The 16550-nt window shown below is 55.8% G+C and carries 17 protein-coding genes and 1 pseudogene; 13 read left to right on the top strand and 5 right to left on the bottom strand.

The features are described from left to right. Positions 1-167: 167 nt before the first annotated feature. Entirely contained in the window at positions 168-1925 is a 1758-nt protein-coding gene (locus tag ABH912_RS30890; RefSeq protein ID WP_429512628.1) for a L,D-transpeptidase family protein, read from the bottom strand. A gap of 81 nt (positions 1926-2006) precedes the next feature. Here ABH912_RS30890 and ABH912_RS30885 point away from each other — a divergent pair, with 81 nt between their 5' ends. From ABH912_RS30885 to ABH912_RS30855, 7 genes are all read left to right on the top strand, one after another. Further along, a complete protein-coding gene (locus tag ABH912_RS30885; RefSeq protein WP_429512627.1) occupies positions 2007-2711 on the top strand; it encodes a murein L,D-transpeptidase catalytic domain family protein in 705 nt (234 codons plus the stop codon). A 107-nt stretch (positions 2712-2818) separates the two neighbouring features. Then, on the top strand, positions 2819-4516 hold the full coding sequence (locus ABH912_RS30880) for a copper resistance system multicopper oxidase (RefSeq protein ID WP_429512626.1): 1698 nt from the start codon (positions 2819-2821) through the stop codon (positions 4514-4516). An 11-nt stretch (positions 4517-4527) separates the two neighbouring features. Continuing rightward, positions 4528-5463, top strand: a complete 936-nt coding sequence (locus ABH912_RS30875; RefSeq protein WP_429512624.1) for a copper resistance protein B — start codon at positions 4528-4530, stop codon at positions 5461-5463. 55 nt (positions 5464-5518) lie between these two features. After that, positions 5519-5890: a copper homeostasis periplasmic binding protein CopC gene (gene copC / locus ABH912_RS30870; RefSeq protein ID WP_033061887.1), complete on the top strand. Its 372-nt coding sequence runs from the start codon at positions 5519-5521 to the stop codon at positions 5888-5890. Positions 5891-5893: 3 nt separating this feature from the next. Further along, complete coding sequence (gene copD / locus ABH912_RS30865) at positions 5894-6829, top strand: copper homeostasis membrane protein CopD (protein ID WP_429512622.1); 936 nt, start codon at positions 5894-5896, stop codon at positions 6827-6829. 103 nt (positions 6830-6932) lie between these two features. Then, complete coding sequence (locus ABH912_RS30860) at positions 6933-7718, top strand: transporter substrate-binding domain-containing protein (RefSeq protein WP_429512620.1); 786 nt, start codon at positions 6933-6935, stop codon at positions 7716-7718. Positions 7719-7823: 105 nt separating this feature from the next. After that, entirely contained in the window at positions 7824-8924 is a 1101-nt protein-coding gene (locus ABH912_RS30855) for an IS110 family transposase (protein ID WP_429512619.1), read from the top strand. A gap of 349 nt (positions 8925-9273) precedes the next feature. Here the strand turns inward: ABH912_RS30855 and ABH912_RS30850 are convergent, their stop codons facing one another. Both ABH912_RS30850 and ABH912_RS30845 read right to left on the bottom strand, forming a co-directional pair. Continuing rightward, positions 9274-9492 (bottom strand): hypothetical protein, encoded by a 219-nt coding sequence (locus ABH912_RS30850; RefSeq protein ID WP_429512617.1) that lies wholly within the window; start codon positions 9490-9492, stop codon positions 9274-9276. A 145-nt stretch (positions 9493-9637) separates the two neighbouring features. Next, a protein-coding gene (locus ABH912_RS30845; protein WP_429509521.1) for an IS3 family transposase occupies positions 9638-10800 on the bottom strand; the annotation gives its coding sequence in 2 pieces (ribosomal slippage) (positions 9638-10545 and positions 10545-10800; 1164 coding nt in all). 406 nt (positions 10801-11206) lie between these two features. On the opposite strand from ABH912_RS30845, the gene ABH912_RS30840 reads away from it, so the two are divergent. The 6 genes and pseudogenes from ABH912_RS30840 to ABH912_RS30815 all read left to right on the top strand — a co-directional run bounded on the left by ABH912_RS30840 (position 11207) and on the right by ABH912_RS30815 (position 14645). Continuing rightward, positions 11207-11476, top strand: coding sequence for a hypothetical protein (locus ABH912_RS30840; RefSeq protein WP_046047769.1), 270 nt, complete (start codon positions 11207-11209; stop codon positions 11474-11476). 252 nt (positions 11477-11728) lie between these two features. Further along, a pseudogene (locus tag ABH912_RS30835) lies at positions 11729-11985 on the top strand (hypothetical protein). Further along, positions 11985-12671 carry a hypothetical protein gene (locus tag ABH912_RS30830; protein ID WP_429512615.1) on the top strand — a complete coding sequence of 229 codons (687 nt, stop codon included), beginning with the start codon at positions 11985-11987 and terminating at the stop codon, positions 12669-12671. The pseudogene ABH912_RS30835 and the gene ABH912_RS30830 overlap by 1 nt, the downstream one beginning before the upstream one ends. Before the next feature lie 259 nt (positions 12672-12930). Continuing rightward, positions 12931-13092 carry a DUF7706 family protein gene (locus ABH912_RS30825; RefSeq protein WP_429512614.1) on the top strand — a complete coding sequence of 54 codons (162 nt, stop codon included), beginning with the start codon at positions 12931-12933 and terminating at the stop codon, positions 13090-13092. A 174-nt stretch (positions 13093-13266) separates the two neighbouring features. Further along, on the top strand, positions 13267-14178 hold the full coding sequence (locus tag ABH912_RS30820; RefSeq protein ID WP_429512612.1) for an endonuclease/exonuclease/phosphatase family protein: 912 nt from the start codon (positions 13267-13269) through the stop codon (positions 14176-14178). Beyond that, positions 14178-14645, top strand: coding sequence for a hypothetical protein (locus ABH912_RS30815; protein ID WP_429512610.1), 468 nt, complete (start codon positions 14178-14180; stop codon positions 14643-14645). The genes ABH912_RS30820 and ABH912_RS30815 overlap by 1 nt, the downstream gene beginning before the upstream one ends. Positions 14646-14737: 92 nt before the next feature. Here the strand turns inward: ABH912_RS30815 and ABH912_RS30810 are convergent, their stop codons facing one another. Both ABH912_RS30810 and ABH912_RS30805 read right to left on the bottom strand, forming a co-directional pair. After that, on the bottom strand, positions 14738-15136 hold the full coding sequence (locus ABH912_RS30810) for a hypothetical protein (RefSeq protein ID WP_429512608.1): 399 nt from the start codon (positions 15134-15136) through the stop codon (positions 14738-14740). Continuing rightward, positions 15117-16259 carry a polymorphic toxin type 44 domain-containing protein gene (locus ABH912_RS30805; protein WP_429512606.1) on the bottom strand — a complete coding sequence of 381 codons (1143 nt, stop codon included), beginning with the start codon at positions 16257-16259 and terminating at the stop codon, positions 15117-15119. Before ABH912_RS30805 ends, ABH912_RS30810 begins: the two co-directional genes overlap by 20 nt. Positions 16260-16550: the final 291 nt, after the last annotated feature.

The raw sequence follows: 16550 nt of genomic DNA, 5'->3' as shown, positions 1-16550 counted from the left end.
CTTTACTTCGATGATCGGTGACTATTTTGTATTGTGATAGTTTTCAACGGGTGAGCCAACCTTTTGGCTTCACCAACCCCTGAATCTGCGACGGAGCGCAAAGGTTGACGCAGAGCGCTTGCATCGATGAGCAGCTCGTTACATATGGATAGCAAGTCCCGCTTCCTTTACGGCCATTGCCGGTTTTGCCCCGTCGCGACAACGGAAGTTCCTGCTCGTCGCACATCCAGAACGGGCAGTTCCGAAGGCAGATTCAGTCCCCGTAGTACTGCGGAATCGTACCCGTAGACATCAGGTTTAAACATCACTCGACCATCGTTACTCAGGTCCACCGTCCAGTAAGCCAACAGCACCGGCACCTTGACGGGCAGCCTGATGTTTTCGGTCTTGCCGTTAGCCAACTGGGCCTGTATCCCGGCACTGTTCCAACGAACCGGGTCGTTGAACAGTAGCTCTACTAACTGCAGCGGGTTCTCCACCCGTATGCAGCCTGAACTGGTGGCACGGCGTGATTGCGCAAACAACTCGCGATGCGGCGTGTCGTGGAGGTAGATCGAATATTCATTGGGAAACCGAATGACCACCTGCCCCAGCGAGTTATCCGGCCCGGCATCCTGTCGCAGCGTGATACCGCGCGCGTTATCCCAGTCGATGGTCGCCGGATCGAGCACATTCCCCTCTCGATCAAGGGCTCTTATACGGTTGGCGGCAAGGTAGCCAGGATTTCGTTGAATCTTGGGCAGCATGTCTTTGACAAGGATGGTCGGTGGCACGGTCCAAGTGGGGTTGAACGTTACATAAGTAATCTCGGATTGAAACACCGGCGTACTGCGGAACGGCTTACCGACCTGAACCCGGGAACGCCATATCGCTTTACCGTCGCGATAGAGCGCCACCTTGTAACCCGCAATATCAACGACGACAAAAGTGCCCTGAAGTTTGTACAACAACCAACGCGCACGCTCCATGTTCACCCGAACCTGATCTATCCGTGCCTCCACGGGCACATTCAACGCCGCCAGTGTCGCGGCCCCCGCCACGCCATCCGCCCCCAGGTATTGCTCCGCTTGATACTTTTTCACCGCCGCCGCGACGCTGTCGTCGTAATCAGTGCGTGGCTTCTTTGAGGGGGCCAGATAACCACCCGCCACCAAACGTGCTCGCAACTGCGCGACCGCGGCGTCGTCCATGCCTGGCTTGAGCGATTGGCCTTCGGCAATCTTCGGCCAGCCGCCCGCATCCAGAACCTTGCGCAGTTGTGCCAGGCCCACGCGCAGGCTGCGGTAAACCGCCTCTTGTGGTGGCGCCTGCGCAAAGGCGCGTGCAACGTCATGAGCATCGAGCGCGGCGAACAAGTTATTCATGTCGCCACGAGGATCGGCGCCGACTGGGTCGAAATTCCAATGGATGTCCAGACGCGAAGGGTCAACCTTGCCGCGCCGCAATTGCAGCAGCGCCGTGACAAAGGTCCGGGTGGCCGCGATATCGAACGCCGCCCGTTGCGCCACTGTCGGTTCTGCGGCCTGCATCGAGGCTCTGGCCTTCGCCAACTCATCGATATGAAAGTCCGCAGGGTCCAACCCATCGGCCTGGATCTCGCTCAGGCTTTTCAATAACTGGATGACATCGCTGTCGTTCGCCCAGGCCGAGCGATAACTGCGATGCATGTAAAAATCCATGACCACGCGACTCGGATCCACCCGTTGATGGCCACGAGAAGTGAGCAAGGGGGGAAACGATGAACTCAATGGCTCAAGTGCCGCCTGAATCGTTTGAGCGACGTAATCGTCAGGTGCTGCGCCAGTTCTGCTGATGACGGCAGATACCGTCTCAATCGACGAAGTTTCTGCAATCGCTGCGCCGCTGATCAGAAAGCCCATAAAAAAGATGCGGCTTATGACGAATAACCTTGATAACTGCCCCATGGATAATCCTTAATCGCCCCGTATTCAACGGCTAGCATCCTGCACACTGCTAGACTCGAAACATTAATGTGAGACTTACATATGGCGCTAGACCGCTTTGGTTTCCTATTCTCGGCCTTGCTGCTGACGTTAGTTTCAGTACCGGCAGCCTACGCCGATTCGCTTGAAGCCGCGCTGCTCAAAGCAGCACCAGGCGCCAACGCCAAAGTCATCGGGCTGGCCGTACGCGCTACCCAATGCAGCTTGGCCCAAGGTCAAGCACCTGTCCAAAGACTTGCTGTCATCGACTACTCATTGCCTTCGACCGAACAACGGTTATGGGTGTTCGATCTGAAGAAACGTAAATTGCTGTTCCACGAACTGGTTGCCCATGGTCGCAACAGCGGCGAGAACATGGCGGTCAAGTTCTCCAACCAGAATGAAAGCTTTGCCACCAGCCTCGGTTTGTACCGCACCCAGTCGAGCTATGTCGGCCAGAACGGTTATTCCTTGCGCATGGAAGGGCTGGAGCCGGGTTTCAACGACAACGCATATGAGCGGGCGATCGTTATTCACGGCGCGCCTTATGTCAGCCCGGTTCTTGCCCGTGCGAATGGCCGGATCGGTAGAAGCCTGGGTTGTCCTGCTGTGCGGCCGGCGATTGCGCATCAGTTGATTGATTCGATGAAGGATGGGCAGTTGTTGTTTTCTTACTATCCGGACCAACGCTGGTTGAAGTCGTCTTCGTATATCAATTGCGGCGGCGGCACTGTCGCCGCGGCGTCAACGCCCAATTCACGCCAATAGCCACAGTTTGAAACTGTCAAAACTGTAATCTGCGCCTCAGCCTGCTGAAAGGCACCGCCCGTTAGCCTCGTCGTCAAGCTCTCTCGCTGACGGACCGGGAACACGGCATGCATTCCAACACATCAAGACGCACCTTCGTGAAGGGGCTCGCCGCGGGCGGGCTCCTCAGCGGCCTCGGGTTATGGCGCACGCCTGTCTGGGCGGTCACCAGTCCCGGCGAGCCTCAGGTGCTGGCGGGCACCGATTTCGACCTGCTCATCGGTGAAACCCCGGTCAACATCACCGGCACCCCGCGCACCGCGATGACCATCAACGGCGGTATTCCCGGGCCCCTGCTGCGCTGGCGCGAAGGCGACACGGTGACGCTGCGGGTGAAGAACAAACTCAACGCCGACACCTCCATTCACTGGCACGGCATCTTGCTGCCGGCCAACATGGACGGCGTGCCGGGGCTGAGCTTTCACGGCATCGAGCCGGATGGCATGTACGTCTACCAGTTCAAGGTCCGGCAGAACGGCACTTACTGGTACCACAGCCATTCGGGTTTTCAGGAGCAGTCCGGCGTTTACGGGCCGTTGGTGATTGATGCCAAGGAGCCGGAGCCGTTCCAGTACGACCGCGATTACGTGGTGATGCTGACCGACTGGACCGATGAAGATCCGGTCAGCCTGATGAAGACACTGAAAAAACAGTCCGATTACTACAACTACAACAAGCGCACCGTGGGTGATTTCATCCACGACGTCAGCGAGAAAGGTTGGGGTTCCACGGTCGCCGATCGAAAGATGTGGGCCGAAATGAAGATGAACCCCACCGACCTGGCCGACGTCAGCGGCGCAACGTACACCTACTTGATGAACGGCCAGGCGCCGAACGCGAACTGGACGGGCGTGTTCCGGCCGGGCGAGAAGCTGCGCCTGCGCTTCATCAATGGCTCCGGCATGACGTACTTCGACGTGCGCATTCCCGGGCTGAAAATGACGGTGGTCGCTGCGGATGGGCTGCACGTCAAACCGGTGAGCGTTGATGAGTTTCGCATTGCGGTGGCGGAGACCTTCGATGTGATTGTCGAGCCGACCGAAGCGGCTTACACCCTCTTCGCCCAATCGATGGATCGGACTGGCTTTGCACGCGGCACGCTTGCAGCGAAAGCCGGTTTATCCGCGCCGGTACCGCCGCTGGACCCTCGACCGCTGGTGACCATGGATGACATGGGCATGGGCGGAATGGACCACGGCAGCATGGCGGGCATGGATCACAGCGCCATGGCCATGCCCGGCATGCAGTCCCATCCCGAGACGGAAAAAGACAACCCGCTGGTGGACATGCAAGCCATGACCACCGCCCCCAAACTCGACGATCCCGGCCTGGGCCTGCGCAACAACGGCCGCCGCGTCCTGACCTATTCCGACCTGCGCAGCACCTTCGAAGACCCGGACGGCCGCGAGCCGGGCCGCACCATTGAACTGCACCTCACCGGCCACATGGAGAAATTCGCCTGGTCGTTCAACGGCGTGAAGTTCTCCGATGCCGAACCTGTGCGCCTCAAATATGGCGAGCGGGTTCGGGTGGTGCTGGTCAACGACACGATGATGACCCACCCGATCCATCTGCACGGCATGTGGAGCGACCTCGAAGACGAGAACGGCGACTTCATGGTGCGCAAACACACCATCGACATGCCGCCCGGTTCCCGACGCAGCTATCGGGTGACCGCCGATGCACTCGGCCGTTGGGCCTATCACTGCCATCTCCTGTACCACATGGAAATGGGCATGTTCCGTGAAGTTCGGGTGGAAGAATGAGGCGCCTAACCATGACCAGACTCACTCCAATCTCATTGGCACTCGTGACCGCGAGCTTGACTCTCTCTTCGGCGATGGCCGCCACCAACGACATACAGAACATGGATCACAGCCAAATGCAGGGTATGGACCATAGCCAGATGCAGGGCATGGATCATAGCCAGATGCAGGGTATGGACCCTGGCCAAATGCAAAGCATGGACGACGGCCAGATGCAGCCCGCCGCGCCGACCGAAAGCCGCACGCCGATCCCGGCGCTGACCGATGCCGACCGCGCCGCCGTGTATGCCACTCCGTCCGGCCACAAGGTGCATGACACCGCGCTCAACCATTACTTGCTCGCCGAAAAACTCGAATGGCAGGACGCTGACGACGGCAGCACCCTGGCCTGGGATCTCTCCGGCTGGATCGGCGGCGACATCGATCGCCTGTGGCTGCGCTCCGAAGGCGAACGCACCAACGGCAAAACCGAAGACGCCGAAGTCCAGGCCCTGTGGGGCCACGCGATCTCCCCGTGGTGGGACGTGGTGACCGGCGTTCGTCAGGACTTCAAACCCGGCGACCCGCAAACCTGGGCCGCGCTCGGCGTGCAAGGCATGGCGCTGTACAACTTCGAAACCGAAGCCACCGCTTTCATCGGCGAAGGCGGCCAAACCGCCGCGCGACTGGAAGGCGACTACGACATCCTGCTGACCAACCGGCTCATCCTGCAGCCGACCGCCGAGCTCAACGTCTACGGCAAAAACGATCCGCAACGGGGCATCGGTTCCGGGTTATCCAACACCGAAGCCGGCCTTAGATTGCGCTATGAAATCCGCCGGGAATTCGCGCCTTACATCGGCGTGACCTGGAACCGCACCTACGGCAAAACCGCCGACTACGCCAACGATGAAGGTGAGGATCGCAGCGAAGCACGCCTCGTTCTTGGCGTTCGGATGTGGTTCTAAACGCATTAACTCAACAACCAAAAAAACAGCCGCTTAAAGCGGCAAGAGGCCTTGCATGCACATGATTAAAACTACCGCTGTTGCCATTGGGCTGCTCATGAGCGCGCTCGCTCAAGCCCACCCGAAACTGCTGTCCTCCACCCCGGCCGAAGGCGCGGATGGCGCATCACCCGGAAAAATCGAACTGCACTTTTCCGAAAGCCTCATGACCCAGTTCTCAGGCGCAAAACTGGTCATGACCGAAATGCCCGGCATGGCGCACTCCCCCATGCCCATGAAAGCCAAAGTCGCCGGTGGTAGCGATCCGAAAACCATGGTCATCACACCGCTTTCGCCACTGCCTGCCGGCAGCTACAAAGTCGAATGGCGCGCCGTGTCTTCGGACACTCACCCGATCACCGGCAACGTCACGTTCAAAGTGAAGTGATTGATGAGCGACTCGGTCAGCATTGCACTGCGCTTTGGGTTGTATGTGGATTTGATGCTGCTGTTTGGGCTCGCTCTATTTGGGCTGTACAGCCTGAAAGAACAGGAACGGGTGTCAGGGGTGGCGCTGCCGTTTCGGTCGATGTTGACGGGGTCGGCATTGCTGGGTGTGCTGCTTTCTGTCGCCAGCATGGTGATGATGGCGAGCGCCATGAGCGGTGAGACGGACTTTGCCGAGCTGCGCCCGCATATCGAGATGATGGTGCTTGAGACCGATGTCGGGTTGGCCTGGGTCGTGCGCATCGTCGCACTGGTTATCGCCAGCCTGGCGGTGATGCTCAATCACCGAGCGCCCGGATTCAGCCTGCTGATCGCCTCTTTTGCCGGCGCTATCGCCTTGGCCAGCCTGGCCTGGAGCGGTCATGGGGCGATGGATGAAGGTGACCGTCGTTACTGGCATTTCATCACTGACATCTTGCATCTGCTGGCATCGGGAGCCTGGTTCGGTGCGCTGGTCGCGCTTGCCTTGATGGCAAAGATCAACGATCTGCAAACCGAGGAACGCATCAGATTGCTGGCTCGGGCAGTCAGCCGATTTGAATGGGTAGGTGCGGTGATCGTGGCCGTCATCACGCTCACGGGCGTCGTGAACTACCTGTTCATCGTGGGCCCAACGCTCGACGATGTATTGCTCAGTACCTACGGAATTTTACTGTCCATCAAAATCGCGCTGTTTGCCGGGATGCTGGTGCTCGCCGCGTTGAACCGGTTTCACCTGGGGCCGTTTTTGCAGCGGTCGTTGCGTGAGGGTCAGTATCGCGTGGCAGCGAATACGTTGCGGCGCAGCGTGGTGGTTGAATTGGCGGCGGCGGTATTGATTGTGGGGTTGGTGGCTTGGTTGGGGACGTTGAGTCCGGAAATAGAGGTGGCGGGGCAATAGCGCTCGCGAATCGAGACCGAGTTGAAAACCCAGGATGATGTTGAGCGGGGCAGCAGAAAGTCAGTACTCTCAGCCCCCACTCCATCATGGAAGCCGGATAACAATGAACAACCTGAAAAGCACAATGATGCTCGGTGGCCTGCTCGCACTATCGTTTACCGCTCAGGCAGAGCCATTGCACTTGGACAGCGTCATCCAACAGGGCCAACTGCGCGTGTGCACAACGGGCGACTACAAACCCTACACCGTCAAAGCCGAGGACGGCGAATACTCGGGCATCGACATCGCCATGGCCCGCTCGCTGGCCGACAGCCTGGGCGTCAAGGTCGAGTGGGTGCAGACCACCTGGAAAACCCTGATGCCCGACATGCTCGCGGGCAAATGCGACATCGGCGTCGGCGGCATATCGGTCACCCTGGAACGCCAGAAAAAGGCCTTCTTCAGCACCACGCTCGACGTCGACGGCAAAATCCCGCTGGTGCGCTGCGAAGATCAGGCGCTGTACCAGACCGTCGAGCAAATCAACCAGCCTTCGGTTCGCCTGGTCGAACCGGCCGGCGGCACCAACGAAGCCTTTGTTCACGCCTTCCTGCCCAAGGCGCAATTGCGCCTTCACGACAACGTGACCATCTTCCAGGAGCTGCTGGACAAGAAGGCTGACGTGATGATCACCGATGCTTCGGAAGCGCTGTATCAGCAGAAACTGAAACCTGGATTGTGCGCGGTGAACCCGAAGCAATTCATGCAGTACGGCGAAAAGGCTTACTTGCTACCGCGTGACGACATGACCTGGAAGTTGTACGTCGATCAGTGGTTGCACCTGGCCAAAGTCACAGGCAACTACCAAAAAGTTCTGGGCCAATGGATAGCAACGCCCGCCCCCAAATAACCGCCACGCACACAACCCCTGTAATTGAATGGACTCGCCCAAGCCGAGGCGTCTGTGCGCCACGGTGGCATTCTTATAGAAGCCAACGACAGCGAGGGCGAGGCCATGAAAAAGCATACGACGATCAATCAGTCTTTGTCAGCCGATGTGGTGGCATGCACCACCGTTGCGGTGGATCTTGCCAAAAGGGTCTTTCAGCTGGCCGGGGAGGATGCCCTCGGTCGGGTGTTGTTCGAGGATCGAATCAAGTCACGCGAGGCCTTCCAGGCATTTCTTCATAAACTTCCCGCGAGCGTGACGGTGTTGGTGGAAACCGGGTCAGGCGCTCAGGCCTGGGGACGATTGCTGCAAACGCAGGGCAATCCAGTCCGCATCCTCCCGGCCCAGCTGGTTGCCAATCATCGCAGCGGCCCGAAAAATGATCGCAACGATGCATTGGCGATCTTGCGCGCAGGCCGCGATATCAAGATTTCGGCCGTGCCGCTCAAGAGTGCGGCGGCGCTGGCGATGCAGGCTTTGCATCGGGCTCGGCAGGGTTATGTGCGGCGACGCACGGCGGTCGGCAATCAGATGCGCGGGTTACTGCTGGAACATGGCGTGGCCCTGGCGCAGGGCGAAACAGCTGTCAGCCAGCTCGTGCCTCGGATACTGGAAGATGCCTCCCAACCGTTGCCCGATTTGCTGCGCGAACTGATCGCCGAACTGTTGGGCGAATGGAGCCAACTGGGCGAGCGCGTCAACGTGCTGACCGGTCGGCTGGAAACGGCCGCGAAGGAGGACGAGACGGCAAGGCGGCTGATGACGGTGCGCGGCGTTGGTCCGATCATCGCCACGGCGCTGTTGGCCAAGCAGACCCAGCCTGAGCGCTTTGCCAACGCCCGCTTGTTCGCCGCCTACTTCGGGTTGGTGCCCAGCCAGCACAGCACTGGCGAGAAGGTTCGACTGGGCAAGATGAGCAAACATGGCGATGCTTACTTGCGCAGTCTAACGATCCAGGGTGCCCACGCCGTCTTGAAACAGCTACGACCCGATTCACAGCAGCCGGACGACCAACGTCTCCAGCGCTGGATCTCTCGTCTGGGTCGCAAGGAAGCGGCGGTGCGATTGGCCAACCGCAACCTGCGCATCCTCTGGGTGCTACTGCAAAACGACCAGACTTATCGTCGCCAGCCGGGCGCTGAGCCGGAGGCTGCGATGAGTCACTGATCACTGAGTTCTGCCACCGGGGCGTTAAGCGCTCCAACCCATGCTAAGAACATTGACCCCAGGTCAGACCGTCGCGGATTGATGCCTGAGCTGCTACTGGCCCTCGAGGCCTTACTGTAATCGGCATACCGCGAGCTTACCCAATGTTGGCCAGAAGCCGCTCAAGACTTCCTCGAACAGGCCTCATACATAGATGCAACCGGGTAGCAGTGTTCAAAAGCAGGTTGAATGTGGGGGGCGAGTCCATACATAGCAGCTGGCGAAGCCTGCGTCCGGCTGCGAAGCAGTCGCCAACCCAACGCACACGGCACATCAGGCAAAACGCAAAACGGCGGAAACACTTCCGCCGTTAATCGTCGTGCAACAACCCCGAACTGTACTCGCCGAAGCTGTTGCCGAGCGCACTGCCATGGAAACTCATCTTATTGGGGTTGTTGGTAGGCCCCGGACCAAAACCGGCAGACGGCAGGGTGGCTTCCGAATATTCGCTATGGGTGCTTGCACCCGAACAGGCGCTTAACAGCAATGCACCGGCGACCAGAGCGACTTTGACGAGGTTCGAGATCATTTTTCAGTTTCCTGTGGGTTGGAAGCGCGGTGACCTTAGGGAGTCATCCTATACCGCAAGCCCGCCGGGAATTATGAAACTTTGTTGGGTGACAGCGATTGTTCAGGTACTTCGGTTTCCTGATGCAAAAAAGGGTGTGTAGTGGTCAACTAATCCCGGACACGACGTTAAGTTTTTCCTCGGCCTGCGCTGGTGCCAACCCATCGTTGAATTGATGAGGCCGAATCCAGTTGTAACGATGCATCAAAAAATGGCTGATATCGCGCTTTGCTTCCTGCGCAGTTCGATAGCCCACGGTCGGTATCCATTCTGTTTTCAAGCTGCGAAATACGCGTTCCATCGGTGCGTTATCCCAGCAGTTTCCTCGTCGACTCATGCTCTGGCGCATGCGGTATCGCCACAACCGCTGGCGAAAGAGTCGGCTTGCATATTGCGATCCCTGGTCCGAGTGGAATAGCAGATCCGAAGGCCTGCCACGCTGCTCGTAAGCCATATCCAGCGCTTTGATCACCAGCTCAGCATCTGGCTTTTCCGACAGCGCCCAGCCCACGATCCGACGCGTACAAAGATCCAGGACAACAGCCAGGTAATGCCACTTTCCTTGCGCCCAAATGTAGGTGATATCGCCGCACCAGACTTGATTGGGCGCTGGCACGTCGAACTCGCGGTTCAATGTGTTCGGGATATCCAGTCTTTCTACTGTTGCTCGTTTGTAGGCATGGGAGCCGGGTTGTTTGCTGACTAAATCAAGCTCGCGCATCAAGCTGCGCACTTTGAATCGACCGATCTGCTCACCGTCTTCACGCATCAGCGACAGAATGCTGCGACTGCCCGCAGAGCTGCGACTTTGCGAGAACAGCTCACTGACGCGACTACGTAATCGAAGCCGTTCAACATCGGGCGTGCGGCGCCGCAGGCGCTGGGCGTAGTAACACGAGCGAGTGACGTCCAACACCTTGCACAGCCAATCAACCGGTTCATGGGCACTCAACTGGTCAATCAGCGCGAACGCTCGTGATCTTCCGACATCAAGAGCGCGGTAGCCTTTTTTAATATGGATTTCTCTCGCTCAAGCCGAGCGATCCGGGCCTCCAGCTCCTGAATTTTTTGCTGTTCCGGCGTCAGCGCCTTGCTCTGCGGGGTGATGCCTTTATGTTCTTTCTGAATCTGGTCAACCCAGCGGCGCAATGCTGACTCACCAATGCCGAGTGAACGGCTGGCTTCGATGTAGCTGTAGTTTTGTTTGAGCACGAGGTCGGCAGCCTCGCGCTTGAATTCAGGAGTAAAGGAGCGGCGTTGTTTGGTCATCTGACACCTCGATCTGGCGAGCATTCTCGCCTAAATGGGTGTCCGGTTTCATTAGACCACTACAGTGTTCCCCGGACAAACTGTCGAAATAGCAACGTCCTACACGACTCTGGGAATTGTCCGTACACTTGCGCATTGCTGTGCTTTTGTCACGAGGCCTATAGTCCGGTCCGCGTCCATATGACGTATCGGGTTTGGCGACTCGATGATAAGGCACAGAAACCTCCGAGCCAGTTCGGAGAGTTTCTAAACGCACTTGGCTACCTTTTTTGGTGGCTGTGCGTGGGAGATCTTCGGGTCTGCCGGTTTGTGCCTTGTCCGGTTCGCCAACCCGCGTACAGCTACCACCCTTTGTTTGGCGACAACGAGTGGTAGGTGATCTCACTTCACTTCAAGGTAATCACTCATGAAAGAATATATGGCTTTAACCAGCAACGCCGACGACCTTCCCTCGCTGTATGTAAACACCACCCAACCGCTGCACTCACTGCTTAGCACCGCCCGCTACCGAATTGGTGCGGTAACGCAGATCCTGGAAAACCTCGCGATGCGCGGCGACATCACCACGGATTCGGTGATACTCAGCGACTTCGCAATGCTTTGCTGCATCCCCTTGCGCGATGGGTGTGATGTGCTGGATGTCATTGCCAGACGTATGGATGCTGAACCGTCCTGACGTCACAAAGGGGCGCCCTCCTCGGACGCCCCATTGGCCAATTTCTCTGAATCCTCGACTTCCTTCACTCACACGCGCTAAAGAACTGCTGCAAGATTCGTCTAAGCCCCCGCAAACCCAACCTGATAAAACGCCCCCCGCCGCTTTCCGCCTGCCGCCTTCTCTGTAGCAAAAATTAAGCAACCGATTTCGGCGCCAATCACCAGCACTGTCGCTGCTATGCTTGAGTTCTTTCGAAAGGAGTCGGCAACCGTGGCAAGCGAGTACTCACTGGCGGAAGTTCTGGAAAGGATTTATCACAATCAACTAGCCTTGGAAGCAGCCGTGATGGAAGTAACTCTGTGGGCAGAGCGGCAAAACGCTGCAGAGGTAGCGAGAACGTGCGGGGGGCACTTCACACAATTGGCGAAAACGCGGGTCATATCAAACAAGGTCTAGCTCGACTGAAGGCGTTAGACCTCACACAACCCCCAGCCATTCTCATGAATTTACCTAGCGCGGAGCAATGATGGGCAGAAAATGGGACTTAGTCGCACTGAAGGGATATATCAACACGGTCAAGCCGGAGAAGGTCTGGCTTCTCAGTACGGTTGATTCCGTAGCTCACTCTCTCTACATCTATCAGTACCACAAGAATCTGGCTCGAGATGCTTTCGCTAGCTACCACATTGACCAGGACCCTGATGGAATCAAGTTGTTTGCCGGTGTCATGATGATGGGAACCGATGAGACGTTTGAGGAGGCCAAGCTAGCCAGCGAGGCAAACCTGATTGCTGCGGTTAATATCACCCGCAATACCTTTGATATCTTCGCTCAGATAGTTAATGCCTTAGTACTCTCCCAGCCCTTATGTATCGAACACTGCACTATTGGCAAGGCGCGTGACGGGCTTCCCGAAGGCAAGTTGAAGGAGGAGATAACGCGCGTCACCAGGCTTCCTTGGTTTCGCTATCTCGCTGGATTCAGCAACACGATCAAGCATCGACAGCTCATATCACACAAACCCTCGCAGAAGCACAAAGCGGATACCGGCGAATACCTTGGCGGAGGCGCGGAAGTAGCAGGCTTTGAGCATGGGCGGCGAAAATTCGAAAGCTTTTGGGTAAGTGAGGTCTTGGAGGGCACAGTCGAGATGCACAACGAAATTGTTACTCTTGGCATCTCCCTTAATCAATGGTGCCTGAGCCAGCGTTGAAGACGCAGGGTTCTAATCGGTTGTTGTTTTCGAGATGCGACGATCGGACGGGCTGAGTCGAATGCGGTCGTTCGAACTAGCCCTACCTTATTTCCAGTCCCCCTTCCTTTCATCCAAACAGATCGTTATGAGCTTTCCAAGCTGATCACGCGAGTTCGATTCCCGCCACCCGCTCCACTGTTTTCAAGGGTTCCAGACGTGTCAGTTTGAGCCTTAGCTGACCATCACTACCTCATCGGGAGCCGCTGAAAGCGAGTTTTTGACCGACGCTGAAACCTTGGCTCTCGCTCAATTTGTAAAGCGTGTGGGTTGGTTCGAATTTACGAGTAATGCTGGAAGTGAAGATGAAGCCTATCTGATCAAAGAGGTCTTCGATAAGCTGCAAGAGATTTTGGTGCGCTCAGGTTACGTTGAGCAGTAGATTTGAGAAGCAGGCCTGATTCTTCGGATTGAAATTTGCAGGCGCTACTACGCTTTGCCAGGTGCTCCTGCTCCGGATAGGTAGCGCAGTCATCCGTGACAGGGCGCATTGCTAAGCGTTGATTACAGCGGATTTGAAGGGAATTCCTCTCAATCTAAATATCACAGGAAATGTATGGCAGATCCGGCCCTCAAGGAAAAGCATCAAATCACCGTCGCATGGTGGAATACCAGTCTTGCACCGCGTGCCCTGACTCGTGCCAGCGAAGGGCTTCGGACTGCTGCTGCCAGCGTTATCAAACTATTACTAATAAACAATAGAGTTTCCTTTCTGGCATTAGGTGAAATGTCGCTTGAAGACATGAACCACCTAGAACAATTAATCTCAATAAAAAACATGAAATTTGAATCTGGCATTACTTCTGCCGGACGAGCCAAGTACGACACCTGCTACATATACGACACTGAGATATTCGAACTTATAAGGATCGAGGACATATCATCCTCTGACGGAGGCAGTACTTTAAAGGTGGCGCAACAACTGACCCTAATCGAGAAATTGTCTGGCAAGCCCATCTTTATTTTAGCCTCCCACTGGCCTAGTAGACTGAACGTTGGAGAGCACGACCCGGTACGTGACGAGCTTGGCATTCGTTTACGCGATACAACTAGAAATATCACAACACCTGACGGATCTCAGCCAAACATAATTCTGTTAGGCGATTATAACGAGGAGCCATTTAGTAGAGCCCTCAGTGTACAACTGAAGGCAAGTAGGCATCGCGAGTTCGTGAGTCGCAAAGAACATTTAATTTACAATCCATTTTGGGGGTTTTTAGGTCAAAGAAATACTGACCTTAAACGACCACTAGGAAGTCATTATTGGAAAGGTGGAACAGTTTCCAAATGGTTTACATTTGATCAGATCATGTTCTCCTCCTCCCTCACACGCGGTGACGATTGGAGTTTGCTGGAGAATGGAGAGCACTTCGCTAATATTGCGGATCTAACCGCGCTGGTTATTGATTCTAAGTCAGAGTTTGACCACATCCCGGTGTATGCGACAATTGAAAAAGAGGTAGCCTAATGGCCATTAATTTCGAAAATTCGTTCAAGAAAGGATTAGAGGCCGCGGAGGCAGCCACAAAAGTCAATATGGAAATTGATTTGATTTTCAAAGACTTGGATGATCAAATAAAATCCGCAAGCGACGGAAAAATCAGCATCGTTTTTAAACGTAAAAGAGATAGCTTGGGAGCGTTAGCTGGCTTTATTTCAAACAGTTTCCAAGAACCGATGAAATTCAAAACTTATATCGTGGCTGTCAACGAAGCTGCCGGTGGAAAGGAAGAAGATCTTGCCGTATTTGAACGAGCGAGTCACGGTTACCCTTGCCATCTAAGCTATGGAGATCAAGCTATATATTGCAATGACAAAGCGGCATTAGAGAAACAGCTATCTACTATGCTTGCCAATGTAAATATCGGAAAACAATTAACACGTCTTTTAAACTGGCCTGTACTTTCGGCTCCTGACCCATCAGACGAAGAATGACTGATGGTAAGGCTGAGTTGCGAGGAACATCGCAGCATGGAGATAAATCAGGGGCATAAGCCCCTGAGATAGTTGGCACTCTACAAGAATTGTTAGCCCTTCGGCAATGGCCCACACGGCTCAATGCGGCGACTGTCCGTCCGGCTATCAATCTCACCCTGTGGACCGATGTAAATGTCAGTATTAGGCCATGTCGGTTTGACGCGGATGCAGTGCGATTTGCCTCCGTTGTTCCAGTCAAACTCCATGAAAAACTTCTTATCAGGGAAGATGTGACCGGGACCTCCAGTCACTTCACCGGGGTAAATTTCGCCCTTGGAGATGTCGTGCTGGACATTCAAGATGTATCCAAGCCGACCCTGGCCTTTCTCGGAAAAGTAGAAATTCACCTGAGGCGTAGCGAAATGCCAAAAGATGATGGGCGCCAGGAACAGCATGATCAGCCAGCGCCAGATATGCCGCGGGGGGGATTTACTTACAGATGTGGTCACGGATGCCATCCCCCCAGCTTGAGCGCGGTAGAGCTAACACTTCGTTCATCAACATTTTCGCTGTTATCCCGCCGTTTGGGTGCTGCCTGTAGAGTTTGACGCCGATGCTGATAGACACTCTGTCTCCAACATCATCCCACGCCCGCATCCCTTCGATGTCTGCTGACCGGTGCGGCCCCTGTCTTTTATCCCACTTTTGAATTTTGCGAATCGAGTCCGAGGCGATCTGCTCAACGCCGGCGCCATCCAGCAGAACGCCTTCGGAAAGTCCTCCCGCCATGCCGACGAATCCGTAATGTACGTTCGACCAGATGTCATAGAAATAATCAAACTTGCCCTGTTTCTGCCAAGGCCCGCCAAACTGTTCTCCTATCGTAACTTTGTGATCCCACGGTCTGTTCTGGCCAACCCGCTCTGCCCAAAGGGCCATCGCGGCGCCCTTGTTCCCCAGTTCCATGGCTTCGAAGTTGGGCGGAGACAAGCGGGCATACCAAGCCTTTTGCTGAAGCTTCTTATATTCAGTAGCAGCGTCAAAGCTGTTGAGCTTCTTCATCTTCACCACTGACGGGTGAGTAATGTTGCGGTTCATTTCACCAGCAATGTAAATCGCGACCTCTTCCATTAAGTCAGGATCTTTGCAAACGACGGGCTCCGGTTTCTTCCCTTCTGTCTTAGGTCCGGGAGATGGGGTTGCCTGAGCAGCTGGATCTACCAAAGCATTCGCAGCAGAGGCCTTCTCTGTCAGCTTCGGATCAGCCAGCAGGGTTGCCATGCGTTCTTCATCCACGGAGCCATCAGGGCGGATTGCTCCCATGACGGCAAAGTTGATGATTGATGCACCAGGAGCGGCCCCCATGACAAAACCACCGCCGACATCGCCTGACCCGGTGATGATGGTTCCACCATGGCTGGTAGGGCTACCCAAGTGCGCCATGGGGCGCCCATTCACTTGAATGGAAGGAAACCCTGTAGTAATAACAGCGCCACAGCCACAGGTATCACCAACACGGGCCGAGCCCATGAGGTTAATGTTCGTGTTAGCGCTGGCGGAGGCAATTGGCGTAGTGCCGTGTCCCGGCAATGGGCAGACATGCTTATCGCCCAGTCGTGCAGAAGAGATCATTCGTCGTCCTTGATACATCTTTGAATCCCGGCCTGAGGCTGGGGGCAGCTTCACATTACAGGGAAGTCCAGGTGCTGACTGTAAGGAAACTCCTAAAAGCCACCCTCGATTCCCTGCTCCATGTCATTGATGAGGTGAATGATAACCGCTCTGGTAAGGTGCGTTGAATGATGGCAGATCGTTTTCCGCGAATCGGGATCAATGTTGTCCGTTTCTGATGACCCTGGCTGGCGCCTCCACTGAAAAATGGGGACAGACTTATTTACTCGTACCGATCCAGTCGATTTCCTC

The organism is Pseudomonas sp. BT76 TE3572, from assembly GCF_050435365.1.
In the GTDB taxonomy this organism is placed as follows: Bacteria; Pseudomonadota; Gammaproteobacteria; order Pseudomonadales; family Pseudomonadaceae; genus Aquipseudomonas; species Aquipseudomonas fluorescens_W.
The sequence above is the reverse complement of the archived record's forward strand: the minus strand, read 5'-3'. Positions and strand labels throughout refer to the sequence as shown.